The organism is Candidatus Alcyoniella australis (assembly GCA_030765605.1).
In the GTDB taxonomy this organism is placed as follows: Bacteria; Lernaellota; Lernaellaia; order JAVCCG01; family Alcyoniellaceae; genus Alcyoniella; species Alcyoniella australis.
Genome location: JAVCCG010000139.1, coordinates 1 through 25,238, shown reverse-complemented (window position 1 = coordinate 25,238; position 25,238 = coordinate 1). Strand labels below are relative to the sequence as shown.

General features: G+C 65.2%; 21 protein-coding genes. All 21 read left to right on the top strand.

Annotated features, from left to right (window positions below):
* A partial coding sequence (locus tag P9M14_16905) for a hypothetical protein (protein MDP8257426.1) occupies positions 1-224 on the top strand: 224 nt, incomplete at its 5' end.
* Between the two features lie 468 nt (positions 225-692).
* Positions 693-1,145 carry a division/cell wall cluster transcriptional repressor MraZ gene (mraZ, locus tag P9M14_16900; protein ID MDP8257425.1) on the top strand — a complete coding sequence of 151 codons (453 nt, stop codon included), beginning with the start codon at positions 693-695 and terminating at the stop codon, positions 1,143-1,145.
* 3 nt (positions 1,146-1,148) lie between these two features.
* A complete protein-coding gene (gene rsmH, locus P9M14_16895; GenBank protein ID MDP8257424.1) occupies positions 1,149-2,102 on the top strand; it encodes a 16S rRNA (cytosine(1402)-N(4))-methyltransferase RsmH in 954 nt (317 codons plus the stop codon).
* Complete coding sequence (locus P9M14_16890) at positions 2,099-2,431, top strand: hypothetical protein (protein ID MDP8257423.1); 333 nt, start codon at positions 2,099-2,101, stop codon at positions 2,429-2,431. Before rsmH ends, P9M14_16890 begins: the two co-directional genes overlap by 4 nt.
* The gene (locus P9M14_16885) at positions 2,428-4,452 is read left to right on the top strand and encodes a penicillin-binding protein (GenBank protein MDP8257422.1); all 2,025 of its coding nucleotides are present in this window, start codon (positions 2,428-2,430) and stop codon (positions 4,450-4,452) included. The genes P9M14_16890 and P9M14_16885 overlap by 4 nt, the downstream gene beginning before the upstream one ends.
* Positions 4,449-5,975 (top strand): UDP-N-acetylmuramoyl-L-alanyl-D-glutamate--2,6-diaminopimelate ligase, encoded by a 1,527-nt coding sequence (locus tag P9M14_16880; protein MDP8257421.1) that lies wholly within the window; start codon positions 4,449-4,451, stop codon positions 5,973-5,975. The genes P9M14_16885 and P9M14_16880 overlap by 4 nt, the downstream gene beginning before the upstream one ends.
* Positions 5,972-7,375 carry a UDP-N-acetylmuramoyl-tripeptide--D-alanyl-D-alanine ligase gene (gene murF, locus P9M14_16875; protein MDP8257420.1) on the top strand — a complete coding sequence of 468 codons (1,404 nt, stop codon included), beginning with the start codon at positions 5,972-5,974 and terminating at the stop codon, positions 7,373-7,375. Before P9M14_16880 ends, murF begins: the two co-directional genes overlap by 4 nt.
* Positions 7,375-8,451 carry a phospho-N-acetylmuramoyl-pentapeptide-transferase gene (mraY, locus tag P9M14_16870; GenBank protein MDP8257419.1) on the top strand — a complete coding sequence of 359 codons (1,077 nt, stop codon included), beginning with the start codon at positions 7,375-7,377 and terminating at the stop codon, positions 8,449-8,451. The genes murF and mraY overlap by 1 nt, the downstream gene beginning before the upstream one ends.
* Positions 8,452-8,453: 2 nt before the next feature.
* Positions 8,454-9,827 (top strand): UDP-N-acetylmuramoyl-L-alanine--D-glutamate ligase, encoded by a 1,374-nt coding sequence (murD, locus tag P9M14_16865; protein ID MDP8257418.1) that lies wholly within the window; start codon positions 8,454-8,456, stop codon positions 9,825-9,827.
* The gene (gene ftsW / locus P9M14_16860; GenBank protein MDP8257417.1) at positions 9,827-10,981 is read left to right on the top strand and encodes a putative lipid II flippase FtsW; all 1,155 of its coding nucleotides are present in this window, start codon (positions 9,827-9,829) and stop codon (positions 10,979-10,981) included. Before murD ends, ftsW begins: the two co-directional genes overlap by 1 nt.
* Positions 10,978-12,069 (top strand): undecaprenyldiphospho-muramoylpentapeptide beta-N-acetylglucosaminyltransferase, encoded by a 1,092-nt coding sequence (gene murG, locus P9M14_16855; GenBank protein MDP8257416.1) that lies wholly within the window; start codon positions 10,978-10,980, stop codon positions 12,067-12,069. The genes ftsW and murG overlap by 4 nt, the downstream gene beginning before the upstream one ends.
* Positions 12,059-13,447: a UDP-N-acetylmuramate--L-alanine ligase gene (gene murC, locus P9M14_16850; GenBank protein MDP8257415.1), complete on the top strand. Its 1,389-nt coding sequence runs from the start codon at positions 12,059-12,061 to the stop codon at positions 13,445-13,447. Before murG ends, murC begins: the two co-directional genes overlap by 11 nt.
* Entirely contained in the window at positions 13,444-14,367 is a 924-nt protein-coding gene (murB, locus tag P9M14_16845) for a UDP-N-acetylmuramate dehydrogenase (protein MDP8257414.1), read from the top strand. Before murC ends, murB begins: the two co-directional genes overlap by 4 nt.
* Entirely contained in the window at positions 14,364-15,287 is a 924-nt protein-coding gene (locus tag P9M14_16840; protein ID MDP8257413.1) for a D-alanine--D-alanine ligase, read from the top strand. The genes murB and P9M14_16840 overlap by 4 nt, the downstream gene beginning before the upstream one ends.
* 4 nt (positions 15,288-15,291) lie before the next feature.
* The gene (locus P9M14_16835; GenBank protein MDP8257412.1) at positions 15,292-16,137 is read left to right on the top strand and encodes an FtsQ-type POTRA domain-containing protein; all 846 of its coding nucleotides are present in this window, start codon (positions 15,292-15,294) and stop codon (positions 16,135-16,137) included.
* Positions 16,134-17,387, top strand: a complete 1,254-nt coding sequence (gene ftsA / locus P9M14_16830) for a cell division protein FtsA (protein ID MDP8257411.1) — start codon at positions 16,134-16,136, stop codon at positions 17,385-17,387. The genes P9M14_16835 and ftsA overlap by 4 nt, the downstream gene beginning before the upstream one ends.
* Before the next feature lie 46 nt (positions 17,388-17,433).
* Positions 17,434-18,627: a cell division protein FtsZ gene (gene ftsZ / locus P9M14_16825; GenBank protein ID MDP8257410.1), complete on the top strand. Its 1,194-nt coding sequence runs from the start codon at positions 17,434-17,436 to the stop codon at positions 18,625-18,627.
* Between the two features lie 299 nt (positions 18,628-18,926).
* Positions 18,927-21,584: a C25 family cysteine peptidase gene (locus P9M14_16820; GenBank protein ID MDP8257409.1), complete on the top strand. Its 2,658-nt coding sequence runs from the start codon at positions 18,927-18,929 to the stop codon at positions 21,582-21,584.
* A gap of 176 nt (positions 21,585-21,760) precedes the next feature.
* On the top strand, positions 21,761-22,378 hold the full coding sequence (locus P9M14_16815; protein MDP8257408.1) for a Crp/Fnr family transcriptional regulator: 618 nt from the start codon (positions 21,761-21,763) through the stop codon (positions 22,376-22,378).
* Between the two features lie 103 nt (positions 22,379-22,481).
* A complete protein-coding gene (locus tag P9M14_16810) occupies positions 22,482-23,231 on the top strand; it encodes a 4Fe-4S binding protein (protein ID MDP8257407.1) in 750 nt (249 codons plus the stop codon).
* A 242-nt stretch (positions 23,232-23,473) separates the two neighbouring features.
* Entirely contained in the window at positions 23,474-25,129 is a 1,656-nt protein-coding gene (hcp, locus tag P9M14_16805; GenBank protein ID MDP8257406.1) for a hydroxylamine reductase, read from the top strand.
* The last annotated feature ends 109 nt before the right edge of the window (positions 25,130-25,238 follow it).

Genomic DNA, 25,238 nt, shown 5'->3' with positions numbered 1-25,238 from the left:
TCGATCTGACCGGCGCCGACCTGGGCTTGTACGACCTGGCCCTGACCAACCCCTACGGTGACGACACCCTGGCTGACGCTTTCGAGGTTCTCGAGGGTGGCGGCGACGACGATGACGACGACGACGACGATGACGATGACGACGACGACGATGACGTTGACGACGACGATGCAGTTGACGACGACGACGATGACGACGACGACGACAGCGGATGCTGTGGCTGATAAGTCATAGCAGACAATAGACCGTAACTACTTTGGTCATTAGGCCCGTGCCCCAGGGGGCACGGGCCTTTTCTTTTTAATACGATTCAGCCGTCCGGCAGGCTCGGCAGGTGGTATCGGGTGGTATTTCTCAGGAGATTGAGGCAGTTCGGGCGAGCAGGGCACGGTCGTGCTAAGAAAAATAACCTGTTATATATCAATCATAAAAGACAACTATATAATAAAGTGGTTTAGCTTTTACGTGTTAACGGTCTGAATACCAACAGATTTATCCCACCACAGATAGACGGCTGCTGAAGCGTACCGCCCCCCTTCGGGGGGCGTCACGTAGGTTGCTGAATTTTCTCAACAAAAAAACCGCCCAGCCAAAGAAAAAAATCTTGACACCTCGCGCCGGGAGCCGGTATAACAGCACTCGTGTCCCAAAAAGTGGTATAAAGTGGTAGCAACACTAAACCAAGTGGTACGATGAAATTCGCAGGACGTTATTATCACACGCTGGATCCCAAGGGAAGAACGAGTATTCCCGTGAGTTTCCGCGAGATCCTCAGCCAGAACAACTTCGACCGTATCGTGCTGACCAACGACCAGAAGGCAGAGGAACAGGTGTTGGTGGGGTACACGCCGGATCGTTGGGACGAGCTGGTGCAGAAGCTGGAGCGTCAACCACAGTTCGATGAGAACGTTGAAATGTTCAAGCTGTATTACATCTCTGGCGCCCAAGAGGTGAGCATCGATCGTCAGGGCCGAATTCTGGTTCCGCCCTCATTGCGCGAGGCGACCGGCTTGGACAAGGAAATCGTGATCATTGGGGCTGGGGACACGATTCAAATTTGGAGCAAAGAGGCTTGGCAAGAGGTCAGCCAGAAGGCTCGTAAAAGTTTCAAGCAAATCAAGGCCGCGTTGGCCGACGTGCTTTAGCTCATGTCTACGGGGATTCACCTCCCTGTTTTGTTGGAACAGACAATCGAACTTATCAAGCCCGCCCCGGGGTCGGTGTTTCTCGATGCCACCGTGGGAGCGGGGGGGCACTCGGAGGCGATGTTGCGAGGAAGCGCGCCGGACGGACGATTGGTCGCCTGCGACGCTGATCCCGAGGCGTTGGCCCGAGCCGGTCGACGGCTCGAGCCCTTCGGCTCGCGGGTTGAGCTGGTGCACTGCCGTCTGGATGAGCTGTCACGTATCTCCTGCAATCGGAGCTGGCCCAGGTTCGTCGGGATTCTGGCGGACCTGGGTCTAAGCTCCATCCAACTGGACGACCCCGAGCGCGGATTCTCGTTTTCCCACGACGGCCCGTTGGACATGCGGCTGTGCACCGGCTCAGGCCGCAGCGCCGCCGACCTGGTCAACCAAGAGCCCTACGATCAACTGCGGCGGATCATTGCCGAGTACGGCGAGGAACGCTACGCGTCGCGCGTGGCCCGCGCCATCGTACGCGAGCGCGATGCGGCTCCGATCCGCAGCACCGGACGATTGGCCCAAATCGTGCGTAGCGCGATCCCGGGCAAACGCGGTCCCCAGCGTATCGACCCGGCCACGCGCACCTTCCAGGGGCTGCGCATCGCGGTCAACGATGAGCTCGGCTCGCTGCGCAGCTTTCTCGCCGACGCGCCCGAGCTGCTGGCTCCCGGCGGCGTGTTGGCCGTGATTTCGTTCCACTCGCTGGAGGACCGGCTGGTCAAGCAGGCCCTGCGGCGGCACAGCTCCGGATGCCTCTGTCCTCCGGCGCAGCCGGTGTGCACCTGCGGCCATCTGCCAAGCATGGAATTGATCACCCGTCGGCCGATCAGGCCCGACCAGAGCGAGATCGAGCGCAACCCGCGCAGCCGCAGTGCGCGGCTGCGGGCCGCCCGGCGGCTGGAAGATCAGGCGGCATGAGCCAGACGACCTACCCGGTCTCGCTGCTGGCCAAGCAGGTGACGCGCCACAAGGGTCTGCGCCGGGCCATGGGCCTGTTCTCGACCATCGTGCTGGTGGTGGCGTTCACCGCCTGTCTGCTGCTGGTGGTCTGGACGCGGCAGCTGGTGGTGCATACCGGCTACGCCATCGAGGTCGAGCATGAGTTGCAGAGCGCGCTGGCCTACCGTAACGACGAACTGGTCAGCGAGCTGGGTTCGCTACGCTCGCCGGGCAGACTGGCGCCCAAGGCCGCCGAGTTCAAGATGTCCGCGCCGGCCAACGAGCAAGTGCTGCGGGTGCCGCGATGAGTCCGCGCAACCTGCCGCGCGCGCGCAAAATGGCGCGCAACACCCGCGGCCGCGACTGGGTCGTGGTGCGGATCAAGCTCACTTCCGCACTGTTCGTGCTCGGCCTGGCAGTGCTGCTGGGCCGCGCGCTGTGGCTGTGTGTGCTCGACAGCGAGGACCTCAAGCAGCGCGCCGACCAGATGCAGCGCTCGAACATCGAACTGACCTGCCCGCGCGGGCCGATCCTCGATCGCAACGGCGAGGTGCTGGCGCACAATATCGACCAGGAGTCGCTGTTCGTCGATCCGCTGATGCTCCCCGACGAGCTCAAGCCCGAGCTGGCGCGGCAGCTGGCGCTGGTGCTCGATTTGCAGCGCGAGGACGTGGCGGCCCGACTCGAACGCGAGGTGCGCGGCCGACCGGCGCGTTTCGCCTGGATCAAGCGCCACATCGACCGTCACGAGGCGCAGATGGTGCGGCGGATCGTCGAGGAGCTGGGAGTCCAGGGGGTGCACCTGCATAAGGAGAGCCACCGCCAATACCCCCAGAATACCTTGGCGGCCCACGTGCTGGGATTCGTGGACATCGACTCCAAGGGCCTCTCGGGCCTGGAACAGTCGTTTGACCAGCAGCTGCGCGGCCGACCCGGCCGACTGATCGGACATCGCGACGCGTTGGGCCGGATCTACTTTCCCGAGGGGATGCAGGTGGTCGGCTCCGAGCCCGGCGCCACGCTGCGGCTGACCTTGGACAGCAAGATCCAGGCGATCGCCGAGCGCGAGCTGGATAAAGCGTTCGTCGCTTCCGAGGCGCGCGCGGCGATGTTGGTGATGATCGACGTGCACACCGGCGAGATCCTGGCCCTGGTCAACCGGCCGACCTTCAATCCCAACGTGGCCGGCGCGTTCCCGCCGGAGTACAGGCGCAACCGCGTGCTGTGCGACCGCTTCGAGCCCGGCTCGGTGATGAAGACCTTTACTTACGCCGCGGCGATCGAGTCCGGAGCTGTTGATCCCGAAGAGCTGATCGATTGCGAGAACGGCAAATACGTGTTCGCCCGCAATCGCATTAACGACGTGCACCCCCACGGCAAGGTGTCGGCGCGCGACGTGGTCAAGATCTCGAGCAACATCGGCGCGACCAAAATCGCCGAACGACTCGGCCCGGAACTGCTGCACTGCACGTTGACCGATTTCGGCTTCGGCCGACCCACGGGCGTGGACATGCCTCACGAGGCCGCGGGCGTGCTGCGCTCGTTGGAGCGTTGGGCCAAAGTCGACCTGGCGACTCACAGCTTTGGACAGGGACTGTCGGTGACCGCGATGCAGTTGGTCACCGCGTTGAGCGCCTCGGTCAACGGCGGCGTACTGCTCAAGCCCTACATCGTGCACAGCGTGGTCTCGCCCGAGGGGCGCGAGATCTACCGCGGCCACCTGACAATCCGCTCGCACGTAATCAGCGAGGAGACATGCCGCGAGGTGCTGCGCGCATTGGTCTCGGTCACCGACGATGAGGGCACCGGCACCCTGGCCGCGCTGCCCTACTGCCGGGTGGCGGGCAAGACCGGCACCGCAGAGAAGCCGTATACCGATCGTCGCGGCTATTCCGACGACGTGGTCGCCACGTTTATCGGCACGGTTCCGGCCGAGGACCCGCGGATCGCCGTGGCCGTGGTTTTCGACGCGCCGCAGCAGCCGGCCGGATCGCTCTACGGCGGCGTGATCGCCGCGCCGGTGTTCCGGGCGGTGGCCGACGAGACCATGGCCTACTTGCGAATGATCCCCGGCCAGGTCGAGCCCGGAGCCGACCAGGAAGTGCAACTTGCGCGGGCCGATGTTCCGCAGCTGGTGGACGGCGGACTGCCCGATTTCACCGGGTTGCCCGTGCGACAAGCCTACGCCCTGGCCGAGCGTAGCGGCATCCGGCTCAAAACCGAGGGGAGCGGCGTCTGCGTATCCCAGGTCCCCGGACCCGGCAGCATGGTCGCCCGCGGTGAGCGAGTGCTGGTGCGCTTCGCCGACCCGGCGGGGGAGCAGCGATGACCTTTGACCAGCTGCTTCACAAAATCGAGACTATCGACGTTCGCGGCGACCAGTCGGTGGAGATCGAGGCCCTGGAGTTCGACTCGCGGCGGGTCGGCCCGGGCTGCCTTTTCGTGGCGTTGCCCGGCAGCGTGGTCGACGGCCACGACTTCGTGCAGGCGGCGATCGACGCCGGCGCCGCGGCACTGCTGCTGCAGCGGCCCGAGCTGTTGCGCGACGACGTTCCCTGCGCCGCGGTGGCCGACACCCACGCGGCTCTGGCGCTGATCGCCCACAGGTTCTACGGCGATCCCACCGCGCGCGTGCGGCTGATCGGCATCACCGGCACCAACGGCAAGACCTCGGTGGTCTACCAACTCGAGGCGATGCTCGAGCAGGCCGGCCGCAACGTGGGCGTGATCGGCACGGTCAACTACCGCTACGGCGGCCGCAGCTTAGAGGCGCCGAACACCACGCCCAACCCGGCGCTGCTCGCGCGCACCATCGACCAGATGGCCCGCGCCGGGGTCCAGGACGTGATCGTCGAGGTCTCGAGCCACGGGCTCGAGCTGGGCCGCGTCAACCACTGCCGTTTCGACGTCGGCGCGTTCACCAATCTCAGCCGCGACCACCTGGATTTCCACGGCTCGATGCGCGACTACCTCGAGGCCAAGGCGCTGCTGTTCACCCGGCTGCTGCCGGCCTCGTCCAAGGCGTCCAAGGCGGTGATCCTGATCGACTCGGACGAGGGGCTCGACCTGGCGCGGCGCAGCCTGGTTCCGGTGCTGCGGGTCAGCGCCGTCAATGCGCTGGACGCCGACCTGGCGCTGAGCGACGCGCGCTACGGCCTGGACGGCCTGCAGGGAACTTTTCGCCGCAGCAACGAGTCGTACGAGGTGCACAGTCCGCTGCTCGGCGCGTTCGTCGGCCCGAACCTGGCCGTGGCCGCGGGCCTGGCCCTGAGTCTGGGGCTGTCGATGCGCGAGGTACTGCGCGGCGCCGATGGGCTGGCCGCGGTTCCCGGACGGCTCGAGCCGGTGCCCGGCTCGCGCGATCCGCTGGTGCTGGTCGACTATGCACATACCGACGGCGCGCTTAGCAACGTGCTCGCGGCCGTGCGCAACCTGGCGCGCGGCCGGGTGATCACGGTCTTCGGCTGCGGCGGCGACCGCGATCGGGGCAAGCGCCCGCTGATGGGGCGCGCCGCGGCCCAGGGTTCGGACCTGACGATCGTCACCTCGGACAATCCGCGCACCGAAGACCCGCTGGAGATCATCGGACAGATCGTTCCGGGCATCGAGGCCCTGGGCGTCGAGCGCAGGCAGCCGCAGCAGGTCGGATCGGGCGCGGGAAAGGCGTTCTGCGTGATCGTTGACCGCGCCGAGGCGATCCGCACGGCGGTGGAGTTGGCGCAGGCCGGGGACGTGGTGCTGATCGCGGGCAAGGGGCACGAGGACTACCAGATCGTCGGCCGCGATAAGCGGCATTTCGACGACCGTGAACAGGCGGCCGGAGCATTGGTCGCAGCGGAAGGGCCCAGATGAGATCGAGCTACTTCAACATCGGACTGATCGTCGGCGCCGCCAACGCGCGTCCCGCGATCAAGGGGCGCCGCAAGGAGTTCTCCGGCATCAGCACCGACACGCGCACGCTCAAGCCCGGCGAGCTGTTCGTCGCGCTCAAGGGGCCGAATTTCGACGGACACAAGTTCCTCGACAAGGCGCTCGAGCGCGGCGCCGGCGGACTGATGGTGCATCGCGGCGAGGCCTCGCGGGTCGCGGGCTGCCGCATGCACGTGCTCGAGGTCGACGATACGCTGTACGCCCTGGGCGAGATCGCGCGACAGATCCTGGCCTTGACACGCATCCCGGTGGTGGGAATCACCGGCTCGGTGGGCAAGACCACTTGCAAGGAGATGCTGGCCGCGGTGCTCGAGCAGCATTACGGCCGCGAGGTGCTGCGCACGCGCGGCAACTTCAACAACCTGATCGGCCTGCCGCTGACCGTGTTCAACCTCAAGCCCGACCACCCCGCGGCGGTGCTCGAGATGGGGATGAATCGCGTGGGCGAGATCTCGCGCCTGGCGCAGATCGCCTCGCCCGACATCGGCGTGGTGACCAACATCAGCCCGGTGCACCTTGAGACGCTCAAGACCCTGGCCGCCGTGGCGCGCGCCAAGGGTGAGCTGTTCGACCGCTTCGGCCCGCGCAACACCGCAGTGATCAACCGCGACGATAGGCGGGCGATGCTGCTGGTGCGCGGCCGCGACTTCAAGGTCGTGACCTTCGGTAAGCACCGCGACGCCGACGTACGCGCCACGCAGATCCGCAACCTGGGGTTCGACGGGATTACCGCCAAGCTGCAAATCGGTGGCGAGACACTCGAACTGAGCCTTTCGACCTACGGAGCGCACAGCGTGTACAACGCGTTGGCCGCGGCTGCGGCGGCCCACGTGCTCGGCGCGTCGCCGCTGCTGATCCGCGACAGCCTCGAGGCGTTCAAGCCCCAGGCGATGCGTTCGCGGATCGTCGAGCTGCGGCGCAAGGTACGGCTGATCGACGACACCTACAACGCCAATCCGCGCTCGATGCTCGCCGCCCTGGAAGTGCTGCAGACCCTGGGCGAGAACCGGCGCACCGTGGCCGTGCTCGGCGAGATGCTCGAGCTGGGCAGCCACGCCCGCGCGGCCCATCAGCAGATCGGCGTGGCCGCGGGCCAGCACAAGGTCGACCGGCTGCTGCTGCTGGGCGAGCACGCCAGGGACGCTGCCGACGCCGCAATCCAGGCCGGGATGTCCAAGCGCGCGGTGCGCGTGATCAAAGACCGCGAGGCTGCTGTGCAGTGGCTGGCCGACAACCTCGAGCCCGGCGACGTGGTGCTGGTCAAGGGCAGCCGCGGGATGCGTATGGAACTGATCGTCAGGGGACTGAAGAAGGCGCTGTAATGCTCTACCACCTGCTGACACACTTCATCGACGAGTTCACACCGCTGAACGTGGTGCGCTACATCACCTTCCGCTCGGTGGTCGCGGCGCTGACCGCGATGGCGATCAGCTTCATCTGCGGCCCGCCGATCATCCGTTGGCTGACCAAGCTTGGGATCGGCCAGACCGTGCGCGACGACGGGCCGCAGTCGCACCTGGTCAAGGCCGGCACGCCGACCATGGGCGGCACGCTGATCCTGGTCTCGATCGTGGTGCCCGCGCTGCTGTGGTGCGACCTGACCTGCTACTACACCTGGGCGGTGCTGCTGGTCGTGGCGGGCTACGGCGCGCTGGGATTCATCGACGACTACATCAAGGTCGTACACCACGATCCCAAGGGGGTCTCGCCGCGGCAGAAGCTGGTCTGGCAGGTGGTTTTCGCCCTGGGCGCGGTCGTGCTGGTCTACTCCCAGCCCGACTTCACCACGCAAATCTCGGTGCCGTTTTTCAAGAGCTTCACCCCGGACATCGGACTGATCTACATCCCGTTCGCCGTGCTGGTGATCGTCGCCACGAGCAACGCGGTCAACCTCACCGACGGCCTCGACGGCCTGGCGATCGGCCCGGTGATAACCTGCGCCGGGACATTGGCGCTGATCACCTACGCCGTGGGGCACTACGAGATCGCCAACTATTTGCAGTTCGCGCAGATCAAGGACGCGGGCAACCTCGCGATCGTCTGCTCGGCGATGGTCGGCGCGGGGCTGGGTTTCCTGTGGTTCAACACCTACCCGGCTCAGGTGTTCATGGGCGACGTGGGCTCGCTGAGCCTGGGCGGCGCCCTGGGCACGGTGGCGGTGATCGCCAAGAACGAGCTGCTGCTGACGTTGATGGGCGGGGTGTTCGTAATCGAGACACTGTCGGTGATCGTGCAGGTCGGCAGCTTCAAGCTCACGGGCAAACGAGTGTTCAAGATGGCGCCGATCCACCACCACTTCGAGCTCAAGGGCTGGGCCGAGCCCAAGGTGATTGTGCGCTTCTGGATCATCAGCATCATCCTGGCGCTGATGTCGCTGGCCACGCTCAAGCTGAGGTGACGATGTCGACCCACAGCCTAGCCTCGCAAAGCGTGCTGATCGTCGGGCTGGCCCGTTCCGGGCTGGCAGCGGCGCGGCTCGCTCGGCGACTGGGAGCGCGGGTGCTGCTCAGCGACAGCCGGGGCCCCGAGGCGTTCGCCGGTCGACTCGACGAGTTCGAGGCGCTGGCCGACCGCGTGGAACTCGGCGGTCACCGCGACGAGACCCTGGCCCAGAGCGACCTGATCGTGGTCAGCCCCGGCGTGCCGTTGTCGATCGCTCCGCTGCGACGGGCGCTTGAGCGCGGCCAGCGAGTGATCGGCGAGGTCGAGCTGGCCCTGGGCTGCATCGACCTGCCCTTAATCGCGATTACCGGCACCAACGGCAAGACCACCAGCGCCGCGCTGTGCGCGCACTTGCTGCGCGCCGCGGGTCGGCGCGTGTTCCTCGGCGGTAACATCGGCAACCCGCTCAGCAACCTGGCCCTCGAATTGCTCGAGAGGCGCGGGGAGGCGCCGCGGCTCGCGGTGGTCGAGCTCAGCTCGTTCCAGCTCGAGTCCGCGCCTTCGCTGCACGCCCGCGTGGCGGTTTGGCTCAACCTGGGCGACGACCACCTCGACCGCTACGCGCGGCCCGAGGACTATGCCGCGGCCAAGGCCCGGCTGTTCGCCAACCAGACGTCCGAGGATTGGATCGTAATCCCGGCCGACGATGCGCGTATCGCAGCCCACGCCGCCAAGAGCCCGGCGCGAATAGCGACCTTCGGCCCGGGCGGCGATCTGCGCATGGAGCACGACAGGCTGCGCTGCAATTTGCCCGGACGCGATCAATGTGAGATCGACATAACGTCCTGGCGTCTGCTCGGCGCGCACAACCGGCTCAACCTCGAGGCCGCGGTCGGCTGCGCGCTGTTGGCCGGCGCGGACAGCGAGGCGCTGGCAGCCGGGGTCGCGGATTTCGCTCCGCTGCCGCACCGGCTCGAGCCGGTGGGCGAGATCCGCGGCGTGCGCTTCTACAACGATTCAAAGGCCACCACGCCCGATTCGCTGATCGCCGCCGTGCGCTCGTTCGAGGAGCCGCTGGTGCTGATCGCCGGGGGACGGGGTAAGGGCGCGGACTTCAGCGTGCTGCGCGAGGCCGTGGCCGAACGCGCGCGGGCCGTGCTGTTGATCGGCGAGGCGGCCGACGAACTGCAACACGTGCTGCAGGGCGTGACGCGCCTTGAGCGTTGCGACACGCTGGAGCAGGCCGTGCGGCTCGGGCTGGAGCTGGCCGCACCGGACGCGTCCGTGCTGCTTTCGCCGGCCTGCGCCAGCTTCGACATGTTCGATGACTACGAGCACCGCGGCCGCAGTTTTACCGCAGCGGTGCGTACGCTGGCCGGGGGGGAGGCCTGATGCGCGTCACCCGCGGCACCGATCCGGTGATTCTGCTGTGCGCCCTGGCGCTGCTGGTGGTCGGCGTGGTGATGGTCTACTCGGCGACCTTTGTCTCGGCCGAACTGCGTTTCGGCAGCGAGTTTCATTTTCTCAAGCGCCATTTGGTCTGGGCCGTGCTCAGCCTGGGCGCGTTGCTGGTTGGTCGACACCTGGACTACCACCTGCTGACCAACAACAAGACCGCCTACGGCCTGTTGGCTTTGGCCGCCGTACTGCTGGCGTTGCTGTTCGTGCCCGGAATGTCGGTGGTGGTCAACGGCAGCCGACGCTGGCTCAAGCTCTTCGGATTCACGATCCAGCCGCTGGAAATCGCCAAGGTCGCGTTGCTGGTGTTTCTGGCCTACTCGATCACGGTCAAGCGCGGTCGGATCAGGCGTCTGTCCAACGGCCTGGCGCCGCACCTGCTGATCCCCGGAGTGCTGATGCTACTGGTCTACAAGCAGCCCGACTTCGGCGGCACGGTGCTGCTCTTGGCGCTGGTCTTGGGCATGCTCTTCGTGGGCGGGGCGCGCTACGCGCACCTGGGAGCGCTGACCGTGGTCGGCTCGCTGGGGGCGATGGCGGCGATCAAAGCCGCGCCCTATCGCCTGGCTCGGCTGACCTCGTTTCTCGATCCGTGGAGCGATCCCCAGGGAACGGCCTACCAGCTTTGCAACAGCCTGGTGGCCTTTGGCAAGGGCGGCTGGATCGGAGTCGGGCTGGGGCAGGGCGCGCAAAAGGGATTCTTCGTGCCCGAGCTGCACACCGACTTCATTCTGAGCAACGTGGCCGAAGAGATCGGCCTGCTCGGGGTCGGCGCGCTGCTGGCGATCTACTGCGTGATGGTGCTGCGGATGATCCGCGTCAGCCTGCGCGCCGGGGACGACTACGGCCGCCTACTGGCCTTTAGTGTGGCTCTGTTGTTTGCGTTGCAGGTGCTGATGAACGCCGGTGTGGTGATGGGCATGCTGCCGACCAAGGGGCTGACCCTGCCGCTGGTGAGCTACGGCGGATCGAGCCTGATGTGCAGCATGTTCCTGGTCGGCGTGGTGCTCAACGTGGCCTCGCACCATCGCGAGTACGACGAGCTGACGCCGCGGCCCAACGCGGCGGTCAACTGGAGGGCGCGATGAGGCTGCTGATTGCCGGCGGCGGTACGGGCGGTCACGTGGCCCCGGCGTTGGCCGTGGCGCACGCCTGGGCCGAGCCGCAGTCGGGCGAGGTGCTGTTCGTCGGCGCGCAGGGCGGGCTCGAGGAGCGGATGGTGCCGCCCACGGGCTATCCTCTGGAATTGCTCAAGACCTCGGGAATCAAGGGGCTGGGGCCGCTGTCGCGCTTGCTGGCCCTGGTGCGGATTGTGCCGGCGCTGTGGCGCTCGCTGAAAATCCAGCGCCGCTTCAATCCGTCGGTAGTGCTCGGAGTGGGCGGATACGCCTCGGCTCCGGCGATGCTCGCGGCGTTCATCGGGCGTCGGCCGCGGGTGATCCTCGAGCCCAACTCGATTCCCGGACTGACCAACCGCCTGCTCTCGCGAGTGGCCCAGCGCGCCTGCGTGCACTTCAGCTCTACGGCGCAGCGGCTGGGCGCGATTAAAAGCGTGCACACCGGCAACCCGATCCGGCCCGATATCGCGGCCGCTGCCAAGACGCCCGAAGCGATCGAGGGGCTGCGCAGTCTGCTGGTCTTCGGCGGCAGCCAGGGGGCGCGCACCATCAACCGCGCGGCCTGCGGCGCGCTTGGCTTGCTCGCGGCCGAAGGATTCAAGCCCAACGTCAGGCACCAGGCCGGAGGGCTCGACCTGGAGCAGGTGCGCGCGGATTACCGCGACGCCGGGCTCGAGATCGAGGTCGAGCCGTTTATCGACGATATGGCCGCAGCCTACTCGGCGGCCGATCTGGCGATCTGCCGCGCCGGGGCATCGGCGGTCTCGGAGCTGGCCGCGGTGGGCCTGCCCTCGATTTTGGTGCCCTACCCCTATGCTGCGGACGATCACCAGACCGGCAACGCGCGCGAGCTGGCCCAGTCCGGGGCCGCGATCCTGCTTAGCGACGAGCAGTGCACGGCCCGGCGGCTGGCCGAGCTGATCCGCGAGCTGTCCGCCGATCCGCAGCGGCTGCGCAGCATGTCGCGCGCGGCCCTCGAGCTGGGACGGCCCGACGCGGCGCAGCGGGTGGCCGATGTCTGCCAAGGGCTCGCAAAGGGGGGCGACGATGTTCGGTAGGGCGCGACGGATCCATTTCGTAGGCATCGGCGGCATCGGCATGAGCGGCATTGCCGAGGTGCTGCTCAACCTGGGGTACGAGGTCACCGGCTCGGACATGCGTCGCAGCGACGTTACGCATCGCTTGCAGACCCTGGGCGGCAAGGTCGGCCTGGGTCACGACCCTGAGGCGGTGCGCGGCGCGGACGTGATCGTGATCAGCTCCGCGGTCGGCCCGGACAACCCCGAGGTGCAGGCCGCCCAGCGGCTGGGGATCCCGGTGATCCCGCGCGCGGAGATGCTCGCCGAGCTGATGCGGATGAAGTACGGCGTGGCCGTGGCCGGCACCCACGGCAAGACCACGACCACCAGCATGATCGCCACGGTGCTGCGCTTCGCAGGCCTGGACCCCACGGTGGTCATCGGCGGCAGGCTCGAGTCCATCGGCTCCAACGCGCGGCTGGGTCAGGGGCCGAACCTGGTGGCCGAGGCTGACGAGAGCGACGGCAGCTTCATACTGCTCAGCCCGACGGTGGCCGTGGTGACCAACATCGACCGCGAGCATATGAACCACTACCGCGACCTGGATCAGCTGCTGGAGACCTTCGTCGGGTTCATTAACAAGGTGCCGTTTTACGGCCAGGCGATCCTCTGCGTGGACAGCCCGCTGGTGCGCAAGATTCTGCCGCAGGTCAAGAAGCGCTACGCCACCTACGCGGTGAACGAGCCGGCCGATCTGACGGCCGTGGACATCGAGATCAAGGAGCACAACACGACCTTTGAGGTGCACGACGCCGAGCGCGGCAGGCTGGGCCGGGTGCGGCTGGGCATGCCCGGCAAACACCACGTGGCCAACGCCCTGGCCACGCTGGCCGTGGCCGCGGAGCTCAACGTGCCGTTCGAGGCGGCGTCCGAGGGGCTGCGCGACTTCGGCGGGGTCGGACGACGTTTCGACATTCGCGGCGAGGCCGCGGGCATAACGATCGTGGACGACTACGCCCACCACCCCGCGGAGATCAGCGGCACACTCGAAGCCGCGGCCGAGGGGTACGGTCGGCCGATCCGCGCGCTGTTCCAGCCGCACCGCTACTCGCGGGTGGCCGACCTGCTCGACGAGTTCGCCCAGGCCTTTGACGCGGCCGCAACCGTGGTGGTGATGCCGATCTACGCCGCGGGCGAGCAGCCGCTGGAGGGGATCAGCGCCGACGCTTTGGCCCGACGACTGCGCGAGCACGGCCACCCCGACGTGTTGGTGGCCGACGATCACAGCCACGCTGTGGAGCTGATGGTCGGCCGGGCCGGACGCGGCGACGTGTTGTTCACCCTCGGCGCGGGAGACGTGACCAAGCTTGCCGACATCCTGCTGGACAGCCTGCGCCGCCGTGAGGAGGGTCGATGAGCGAACAGCTGGCAAAACTGCTTGCCAGGCGGCTGGGCGAGCGCTTCAAGCGCAACGAGCTGCTGTCGGATTACACCACCTTTGGCGTGGGCGGTCCGGCCTGGGGACTGGTCGAACCGGACGACGAGGACGAGTTGGCTTTTGTGCTGCGTGCTGCGGCCGAGGCCGGGATGGAGCTACAGGTTCTCGGCGCCTGTTCCAACGTGCTGGTGGCGGACAGCGGCCTGCCGGCGTTGGCAGTGCTGATCCGCGAGCGCATGGGCGCGATCGAGCTCGAGTCGCAATCAGACAGGGGCGTGCTGTTGCGCGTGGACGCGGGGTGTTCGGTCAGGCGGCTGACCGAGCTGTGCCTGGAGCACGGTTGGACCGGATTTGAGTTCGCCGCCGGAATTCCGGGCAACCTCGGTGGGGCGCTACGGATGAACGCGGGCACGCGCGACGGCGAGATCTACGACTTGGTGCGCGAACTGCGGCTGATGAACGCCGAGGGCAGTGCGCAATGGCTGGCGCGCGAAGAGGTCGACTTCTCCTACCGCGCGGTCGAGCTGCCCGCGGGAGCGGTGATCCTCTCCTGCCGTATGGAGTTGCAAAAGGGCGAGCGCCAAGACGTGGCGCGCAAAGTCGAGGCGATGCTCGCCTGGCGCGCCGAGCATCATCCGCAGTACCTACCTTGCGCGGGCTCGGTGTTTCGCAACCCGCCGGGCGAGCACGCGGCGCGGCTGATCGAGACCGCGGGCTGCAAGGGGCTGCGGGTCGGCGGTGCGCAGGTCAGCGAGCATCACGCCAATTTTATCGTCAACGATAAAAACGGTAGCGCCAACGACATCTACGAGCTGATCGGGCTGGTCAGGCAGCGCGTGCGTCAGAGCTTCGGTCTGACCCTCGAGTGCGAGGTCAAGCTGTTGGGAGATTTCGCATGAGCGGCAAACGGGTCGGGGTATTGCTCGGCGGTCCCAGCAGCGAACGGGAGGTCTCGTTCAACACCGGCGCTGCGGTGTGCGATGCGCTGCAGCGCAAGGGCTACGAGGTGGTGCGCATCGATGTGGGACGCGACCTGGCGTTGCAGCTTGAGCGCCACGGCGTGGAGCTGGTCTACAACGCGCTGCATGGCAAATGGGGCGAGGACGGCTGCGTCCAGGGCCTGCTCGAGCTGATGCGCATCCCCTACACCGGCTCGGGCGTGACCGCCAGCGCCGTGGCGATGGATAAGGTGATCAGCAAACGGCTGTTCCAGGCCGCGGACTTGCCCGTGCCGCAGTGGGCGCTGATCGAGCCCGGGTCGGCCGAGGAAGTGTCCCTCGATGACCTGCCGTTGGAGCTGCCGCTGGTGGTCAAGCCGACCACCGAGGGCTCGTCAATGGGGATCTCGATCGTGCGCGAGGCTGGGCAGCTCAAAGCGGCGCTGGAGGAGGCGTTGCGCTTTGATCGAAGGGTGATCCTCGAGCGCTACATCAAGGGACGCGAGATCAACGTCGGCGTGCTCGACGGCGAGGCCCTGGGCACGGTCGAGGTGCGGCCCAAGCTTGAGTTCTACAACTACGAGGCCAAGTACACCCAGGGCATGACCGACTACCTCTGTCCGGCACCGATCGAGCCCGAGCGCGAACTCGAGGCGCTGGACCTGGCGCGGCGCGCGCATACGGCGCTGGGTTGCGCCGGCGGCACGCGGGTCGACTTGATCCTTGATGGGAACAACGGCTGGTGGCTGCTCGAGGTCAACACGCTGCCGGGACTGACCCAGACCAGCCTGCTGCCCAAGATCGCGCGGGCCGCGGGCATCGAGTTCGACGACCTGGTCGAGCGCATCCTGCTCGGCGCGGGTCTGAAAGTGGGGAGCTAAACGCGTGTTCGATTTCCGCGAACACAAGCGCAGACAACTGCGGGCCAAGCGCGCCAAATTCCGGCTGCGCTCCCGGGTACGCGGTCTGCTGCGCGACCTGCACGAGGGCTTCTGGCCGTTTATGCGTAAGGCGGTGCCCACGGTGCTGATCTTGGCGCTGGTCGGCTGGGCCGGCCTGGCCGCGGCCACCGGCGAACTGTTCCGCGTGCGCGACGTCAGGATCAGCGGCCTGCGTCACGTGCCGCGCACGGAGGTGATCGGACTGCTGGGGCTAAGTGCTGATCAGCACCTGTTCGACGTCGACCTACAGGAACTGCGCGAACGGCTGCAACGCAATCACTGGATTGAGGATGCGCGCGTGGCGCGCGAGCTGCCCGACCGGCTGATCGTCGACGTTGTCGAGCAACAGGTGCTCGCCGTAGCGCGGATGGAACAGGACTATTACGTCAATCCGCAGGGGATGTTGTTCAAGGAGGTCGAGCCCGGGGAGAGCCATGACTTCATCCTGATCAGCGGCCTGCGCGAGGCGGACTTTGCCGCAAACCAGAGCGAGGCGCTGTTCAGCCTGGCCGAGGCGGTCGAGCTGATTCGCGTGGCCCAGCTCAGCGATGAAAGCGAGCTGTCGGACTTGAGCGAGGTGCATTACGACCCAGTGCGCGGGTTGTCGATGGTCACTCTGGACCACGGCATCTGGATCGAGATGGGTCGCGGCGGATTCGCTGAAAAGCTCGAGCGGCTCGAGGCGCTTCACGCGGCCCTGGGATCGCGGGCAGCGCGACTAAGCTGGACCGACGTCTCAGTGCCCCAGCGGGCGTTCATCAGGCTGAAAACAACGGGGGGGAGAAGATGAGGCGAGGCGACGAAATCCTCGTCGGGCTGGACATCGGCACGACCAAGGTCTGCACGGTCGTTGGCCAGCTCGTGGACAACGAAGGGGATTCCTCTCGGCCGCGAATCGAGATCGTCGGCATCGGCACCACCCCGAGCAGGGGATTGCGCAAGGGCGTGGTGATCAACATCGAGAGCACGGTGGCCTCGATCCGCAAGGCGGTCGAGGAGGCCGAACTGATGGCCGGCTGCGACATCGTCAGCGTGTTCGTCGGCATCGCCGGCGGTCACATCCGCGGGTTCAACAGCCACGGCGTGATCGCGATCCGCGACAAGGAAGTCCATGCGCGCGACGTCGGGCGGGTAATCGAGGCGGCCAAGGCCGTGGCGATTCCGATGGACCGCGAGGTGATTCACGTGATCCCCAACGGGTTCAAGGTCGACCAGCAGGACGGCGTGAACGACCCGGTGGGCATGCGTGGCGTGCGGCTGGAGGTCAATTGCCACATCGTCACCGGCGCCGTGGCCTCGGCGGCCAACATCATCAAGTGCTGCAACCAGACCGGGCTGAACGTGATGGACATCGTGCTCGAGCCGCTGGCCAGTTCCTACGGCGTGCTCGACGAGGAGGAGAAGGAATTGGGCGTGGCGCTGCTCGACATCGGCGGCGGGACCTCGGACCTGGCGGTGTTTATCGGCGGCACGCTGCGGCACTCGGCGGTGCTGGCACTGGGCGGAGCGCACATTACCAACGACATCGCCCTGGGGCTGCGCACGCCGGCGCAACCCTCGGCCGAGGAGCTGAAGATCCGCTACGGCTGCGCCACCACCAAGCTGGTCAACTCCAAGGAGGCGGTGGAGGTGCCGACCGTGGGCGGCCGCAAACCGCGCGTGGTCTCGCGCCAGATCCTGTGCGAGATCATCGAGCAGCGTGTGGAGGAGATCTTCCTGCTGGTGCAGCGCGAGCTGGAGAAGGTCGGCCTGACCGAGCGCGTTCCGGCGGGAATGGTTCTCACCGGCGGAGCCTCGAACATGCCCGGGATGATCGAGGTCGCCGAGGGGATCTTCAACTGCCCGGTGCGCGTGGGCAAGCCGATCAACGTCGGCGGGCTGACCGACGTGGTCAACGGCCCGCAGTTCGCCACGGCCGTGGGGCTGGTGGCCTACGGAATCGACGCCGAAGAGGGGGCCAAGTTTCGTATTCGCGACCGTCAAACGTTCGACGGGGTGTGGTCGCGGATGCGTGAGTGGATCAAGGATTTCATTAGTTGACAAACGGGTCGCGCCGACCCGTTGAAAAGCGTTTGGAGGCATAGGGATGTTTAACTTCGTCGAGCAAGTCTCGGACAAGCAAAAGGCGACGATCAAGGTGGTCGGCGTCGGGGGCGGCGGCGGCAACGCCGTCAACACGATGGTCAGCGCCGGAATGGCGGGCGTGCGCTTTATCGCCACGAACACCGACCAGCAGGCGCTGCTCAGTTCGCGGGCCGAACAGACGGTTCAGCTCGGCAGCGGCCTGGGGGCTGGGGGCAATCCCGAGGTCGGATGCGAGGCTGCGATCAACAGCCGTGACGAGCTGGTCAAGGCGCTGGAGGACACCGACATGGTGTTCATCACCGCCGGGATGGGCGGCGGCACGGGCACGGGCGCGGCGCCGATCATCGCCGAGCTGGCGCGCGAGACCGATGCGCTGACCGTGGCGGTGGTCACCAAGCCGTTCCTGTTCGAGGGCTCGCGTCGGATGCGGCAGGCCGAGGAGGGGATCGACAAGCTTCGACAGTACGTCGATACGCTGATCACGATCCCCAACCAAAAGCTGATCAACCTCGCGGGCAAGGACATGACGATGCTCGACGCGTTCAAGCGCGCCGACGAGATCCTGCTCCAGGCCGTCCAGTCGATCTCCGATTTGATCGTCGTTCCCGGCGTGATCAACCTCGACCTGGCCGACGTGCGCACGATCATGCGCGGCATGGGACTGGCGCTGATGGGGACCGGCGTGGCCTCGGGCTCGACCCGCGCCATCGACGCGGCCCAGGCCGCGATCAGCTCGCCGCTGCTGGAAAACATCGCCATCGACGGCGCCAAGGGCGTGCTGATCAACGTCACCGGCGGACACGACCTGACCCTGGCCGAGGTCAGCGAAGCCTCGGAGATGATTCAGGAGGCCGCGGATCCGGGTGCCAACATCATCTTCGGCGCGGTGATCGACGAGCGGATGCAGGATCAGATGCGCATCACGGTGATCGCCACCGGCTTTGATCAGGTCGAGCAGCTCGAACAGACCCAGGAGCAAGTGACGTACCTGAGCAACGCGCTGTCGCGCCGCGAGCGGTTGAAATTTCAGCGCCGGCCCGAGGAGCCCGAGGTCCAGCGGCCCGAGGTGATCGAGCAGGCTTACGTACCGCAGTCCAAGGTCGCGGTTAGCACCCCGGTTCGGCCCAGCGCCAGGCCGCGCGCTGATGAGGATGAGTACGACATTCCGACGTTCATCAGGCGCAAGGCCGACTGACGAACGATGGACTCCAAACGCGTTCTTTTTAAATCAGCCTCCTAGCGGGAGTTCTATTCCCGCTTTTATTCCTCACTTGGTAAGGGTCCGTCCCTGGGGGCGCAATTTCAGGGGCGGACCCCTCCTTCCTTTTTGAAGCAGGGGCACGCAATCGGCGCTTCAATGGCCGCAATCTTGCGCTATAATTCATATTTCCAAGATAATCCGAGCCCTTGTTCGAGGCTTTAACTATTGCGCGGATGCTGTTAGCCTATTCACGCGCTCCATAATCGAATAACGAGGCAAAAAAGGAAATTACCATGAGTGGAAAGACCCATTTGCTTATCCTTGTGCTTTCGACGTTATGTATCGCGCTGATGGCCGGCGGAGTATCGGCCCAGAGTGCAGGCTTTCTGCGGCTGGACGAGGGCAGCCCTCAAGTCGATCCCAGCGTCTCGGTGCTATCGCACAATGCTTATGAGACCGTGATCGAGATCCAGGTTCCCGGCGTCTACGCCAGCCATGTGGACGTGGGCGGACCGCTGTTCACCTGGCTTAATATCCCCGGTGAGGGCATGACCCAGCAGATCGGCTGGCCCGAGTTGCCGCTGATCCGCGAGATGGTCGCCATTCCGGCCGGCAGCGGCGTGCAGGTCGAGGTGCTCGAGGTCGAACAGAACGTGATCGAGGGCATCCTGCCCTTCCCGTTCCAGACCCCGACCACCGACGATCAGACGCCCGTGGACTTCGACTTCGAGCCCGCTGGCTACAGTCTGCCCGAGCTCTATCCGGCCGAGCTGGTCAGCCTCTCCGAGCCCTCGATCCTGCGCGACCTGCGCGTGGTCACTCTGAGCTTCGCGCCGCTACGCTACGACGCGACCAGCGACTCGATGCAGGTAACGACCTCGGTAACCGTGCGGCTCTCCTACGAGGGGATTGACGAGCGTTCGGCACTGCGCTTCGAGCCCAGCGCGGTCGACTCCAAGTGGGCCCGCACCTATCGCTCGTTGGTGATCAACTACGAACAGATGGAACTGACCGAGATCGACGAATCGCGGAACAAGGCCGGCATCGACTACCTGATCATCGCCGAGCCCGCCTACCTCGACAACGCTACGGCGCTGGTCGACCTGTGGACCGCCCAGGGACTAAGCGTCAGCGCCGTTGACACCAGCGCCACCGGCACCACGGACACCGCGATCAAGGCCTACATCCAGGCCGAATACGACAGCGCCACTCCGGCCGATCTGGACTACGTGCTGCTGCTGGGCGACATCGACAGCGGCGAGATCCCCTGGCACTTGGTCCCCTCCAGCGAGTTCGGCTGCGGATATTACTCTGGCTGCCCGGGCGATACCTGGTACTCGCGGCTGGCCGGCGCCGACCCCTACGCCGACGTGGGTCTGGGACGTATCTCCGCGGCCTCCGAGGACGAGGTCGACTGGGCGATCGACAAGATCGAGAACTTCGTCAACCAGGCCGCTCCCGGCGAGTGGCGTTCCAAGACCGTGTTGATGGCGCACAAGCAGAGCGCTCCGGGCAAGTACGTCGAGTGCTCCGAGCAGATCCGCACCTACGCCTACACCGAGTGGCCGCCGGTGTTCCAGACCGCCTACGGCCACATCAGCGGCGTGACCAACGCCACGATCACCGCCGCGGTCGAAGAGGGCCGGGCTCTGATCAACTATCGCGGCCACGGCTCGGAGACCGAATGGTGGTCGTGGGACGTGCCCGGCGAGAGCTACGACAACGACGACGTCCTGGCCCTGACCAACGGCGCGCTGACTCCGGTGATCTACTCCATCGCCTGCCTGAACATGATGCTCTCCGAATCGAGCAAGGTCTTTGGCGAGGCTTGGGTGCTGCAGGACCAGGGCGCGGTCTCGTTCCTGGGCAGCACGCTGTCGAGCTACACCGTTCCCAACCACGACTACGACAAGTACCTCTACCGCGCGACCTGGGAGAAGGGAATCACCGAGATCGGCTACGTGCACAACGACGCGCTGGCCGAGCTGATCACGCAGTACGGCGAGACCTCGACCTACGGCCGCAACTTCCACATCTATCTGTGGCAGGGCGATCCGGCGATCGAGCTGCCCCTGGCCCCCGGTCCGGCTAATCTTGCAGGTGCCGGTACTCCGGCCGGAGATATCGTGCTGACCTGGTTCGACCAGTCGGCCGATGAGGACGGCTTCGAGGTCGAGCGTCGCGCCGCCGGTTCCAAGGACGCCTGGGCGGTGATCGGCACCGCTGCCGCCGACAGCCTGACCTACACCGACTCCGGCATGGACGAGGCCGCGGCCTACGAGTATCGCGTGCGCGCGACCAAGGGAGCCCTCTACAGCCAGTACTCCGACGTGGTCGTGGCCGGTACTCCGCCGCTGGCGCCGGACGGCTTGGCCGCCGTGGCGCAGTCCGACACCGAAATCGCACTGAGCTGGAACGACAATTCCAACGGCGAGGACGGCTATCACGTCTGGCGTAAGCTTGAGGGCGAGACCGACTTCACCGAGGTCGGCGCCACTGCGGCCGACGCCACCGAGTACGTCGACGCCACTCTTACCGAGTGCAACTGCGCCACCTACAAGGTTACGGCTTTCACCGTGGTGATGGACTCCGAGGCGACCAGCGAGGTCGAGGCGACCACCACTCCGGCGGCGCCGACCAACCTGGCGGCGGCTGGGGGCGATTCATCGATCGCCCTGACCTGGGAGGACAATTCCACGGCCGAGGGCGGCTATGTGATCGAGCGCTCGCTGGACTCCGATGAGGACTTCGAGGAGTTGACGCAGGTGGCGGCCGACGCCACGGGATACAGCGACGCGGGCCTGTCAGCGGGCCATTACTTCTATCGCGTTTACGCCACCAGCGACGACGCCGGCGACTCTGACTACTCCAACACCGGCGACGCCACGATCGCGGGCGGAGGCGGCGACGACGATGACGACGACGACGCCTGTGGAGGCTGCGCCCTGTAAATAATCGAACAACCGCAAACCAAGGGCCGCCCAGCCGGGCGGCCCTTTTTAATTAAAGGTGCTTTTTCCGGAGCTCGCGCAACTTTGCGGTAATGTATAATCATTTAATGGACATCCGATCTGTTTTGGAAAGCTGTGCGATATTCTCGGAGCTTAGGTCCGAGGAGCTTGACGAGTTGGCCTTGATTTGCCACACAGAGCAGGTCAAACCACAGACTCTATTGTTCTCTGAGGGTGAGCACTGCAACCGTTTTTACGTGTTGGCCGACGGGGTAGTGAAAATCTATCGCGTGAATGCCCAGGGGCGCGAACAGATTCTGCACTTGGTCCATCCACGGCAGAGCTTTGCCGAGGCCGCTATTTTCACTGACCGAATTTTCCCTGCTTCGGCCATGACCCTCGTGCACTGCGAGCTGATCGCGGTGGCGGCTGAACCGTTTCGGCAGATGCTCGAGCACAGCCCGCAGACCACCTTCCGTTTTATCGGCGCACTGGCCAAATGGCTGCGCACGATGGTCGACTTAGTGGACGACCTTTCACTTAAGGACGTTAAGACCAGGCTTGCGGTCTACCTGCTGCGCGAGTCCCGGTTACACAAGATCAAACTCAAGCCCGGAGCAGTGATTCCCCTGGGCATGACCAAGGGGCAGCTCGCCCAACGTCTGGGAACGGTCAACGAGGTAATTTCGCGTGCCCTGTACAGCCTGCAAGCCCTAGGGGCCCTGGAGGTTGGAAGACACGAGGTGGTCGTGCTCGACGTGAACGAGCTCGAACGGGCTGCATCCGGCGACTAGCCAATCCTCGGCCTCCAAGTCTTTTTATATTTATTTGACCTTAATCAAAGCCCTTTGCGTATACAGCGCCTAGCCTGGGGCTGTAACCGTGTGGAGGGATGTTATGTACAAGCGACCGATCATTGTAATTGATCAGGACAAGTGCACGGGCTGCGGGCTGTGCGTTACAGCATGCGCCGAGGGCGCGCTGGCGATCGTGGATGGCAAGGCCAAGGTGGTCAACGAGATCTTCTGCGACGGACTGGGAGCTTGCATCGGCGATTGCCCGGAGGGCGCGCTGACAATCGAGGAACGCGAGGCCCCGCAGTTCGACCCGCAGGCCGTGGAGAGCAATCAGCGTAAGCCTGCGGCAGCATCCCATTTCAACTGCCCCGGATCACAGGTCAAACAGCGCAATTTACAAACCCAACATCCTGATGAATCCGGCGGTCGGATATGCTCGCGCCTGTCCCAGTGGCCGGTGCAGCTCAGGCTGCTGCCGCCTGATGCCGTGTTTTTTAACAATGCCGACCTGTTGGTCACTGCGGACTGCGTGCCGTTTGCGTATGCTGAGTATCATCGTGATTTTCTCGACGGCGCGGCGGTTGCCGTGGGCTGCCCCAAGCTCGACGACTTGGCGGCCTACGAGGAAAAGCTCGAGCGGATTTTCATTTCCAACCGCGTGCGTTCGGTGACCGTGCTGCAAATGGAGGTACCGTGCTGCAGTGGCTTGGCCCACGCCGTACGCACAGCGTTGGATCGCGCGGGCAGCGACTTGCCGTTGCGCGTGGTGACCGTGGGGCTCGACGGCACGCTGCTCGAGGACAGCGTTGTCCCGGCGTCCACACCCGCGGAGCGAAGCTGCTGCGGATGAGGTGTCCGGGACGCGATTTGCGACAGCTGAGCTCCAGCATTCATGTCTGTGCCGCGTGCGGTGCAAAGGTCGAGCTGTTCTCGGATGAGCCGAGCCTGCGGTGCCATCACTGCGGAGAGCTGGTTCAGGGGCGTGCGGCGCAGGATTGCAGCGGTTGGTGCGCTGCGGCCGACAGATGCAAAGCGCCGGACAAAGTTAATTCAGATAGTGGGAACGATCGTTAAAAGAAAAGGGGATTAGCGATGAGCATGTTCTGTTACCAATGCGAGCAGACAGCCAAGGGCCAAGGTTGCACCGTGGCCGGAGTCTGCGGCAAGGATGCGGATACCGCGGCGTTGCAAGATCTGTTGGTCCACGGCCTGAAGGGTTTGTCGATGTATGCCCACCGGGCGCGTAAGCTCGGGTCGAGCGATCCGGAGCTGGACCGCTTTACTCAACAGGCGCTGTTCAGCACGATCACCAACGTCAACTTTGATCCACAGCGCCTGGCCGGACTGCTCGATCAGCTGGAGGAGAACAGAGGCCGGGCGCGCTCGATGTACCTCGAAGCATGCCGGGCCCAGGGCATCGATCCCGAGCAATTGAACGGCCCGGCCGCAATCGAGCTTGGCGGCAACAATGCCCAGCGGATCGCACACGCAGCCTCGATCAACATCGCGCGACGCGCCGAGCGTTTGGGGGACGACCTGACCGGCCTGCAAGAGCTTCTGACCTATGGGCTCAAAGGCATGGCAGCCTACGCGGATCACGCCTGCATCCTGGGGCATGAGGATGCGCGGGTCTACGAGTTCGTCCACCGGGCGCTGGACTACTTGGCAGGCCAAGAGCAGTCGGTCGATCAACTGCTTGCGCTCAACCTGGAATGCGGCGAGGTCAACCTGCTGGCCATGGAGTTACTCGACGCGGCCAACACCGGGGCCTACGGAGATCCCGAGCCGACGTCCGTCAGGATCACGCCGGTCAAAGGCAAGGCGATTCTGGTCAGCGGCCACGACCTCAAGGACCTCGACGCGTTGCTCCAACAGACCGCAGGAGCGGGGATCAACGTTTACACCCATGGCGAGATGCTGCCGACCAACGGCTATCCGGGGCTCAAGCGGCATGCGCACCTGATCGGCAACTACGGCGGCGCTTGGCAGGATCAGCAGCGCGAGTTCGAACAGTTCCCCGGCCCGATCCTGATGACCACCAATTGTATCCAGAAGCCCAAACCAAGCTATTTCGATCGGATCTTTACTTGCGGGCTTGTGGCATGGCCCGAGGTAAGACATATCGCGGATCGCGATTTCAGCCCGCTGATCCAAGCAGCATTGGCAGCCCAGGGATTTAGCGAGGATCAGCCTGAAAAGCGGATCATGGTCGGCTTTGGCCACGCCGCTCTGCTCGGAGCGGCGGATAAGGTGATCGAGGCGGTCAAATCCGGCGCACTGCGGCATATCTTTCTGATCGGCGGGTGCGACGGAGCCAAGAGCGGCCGTAATTACTATACCCAGCTGGCTCAGGCCGTGCCGAAGGACTGCCTGATAATGACGTTGGCTTGCGGCAAGTTCCGCTTTAACAAGCTCGAGTTCGGCGAGATCGATGGCTTGCCGCGGCTGCTCGACGTGGGACAGTGCAACGACGCTTACTCGGCGGTAAAGGTCGCCTCAGCCCTGGCCGAGGCCTTTGATACCGACGTTAACGGGTTGCCGCTGTCCTTGGTGCTCTCATGGTACGAGCAAAAGGCGGTTTGCATCCTGCTTAGTCTGCTGCATCTGGGGATCAAAGGGATCAGGCTCGGGCCGACCCTTCCGGCGTTCGTCACGCCCGGCGTGTTCAAGGTGTTGCAGGACAAGTTCGGGATCATGCCGATCGGCGATCCCCACGACGATCTGAGCCGGATGCTCGAGCATGAATAATCCAGGCTAAGTGATTTAACCTGGCCCGCCTAATCCACATCGCATGCTCGGTAGTACGGTGCCTTCCGGGCTTCAATTGACAGGAATCGGCTTTGCAATGACAATGTGG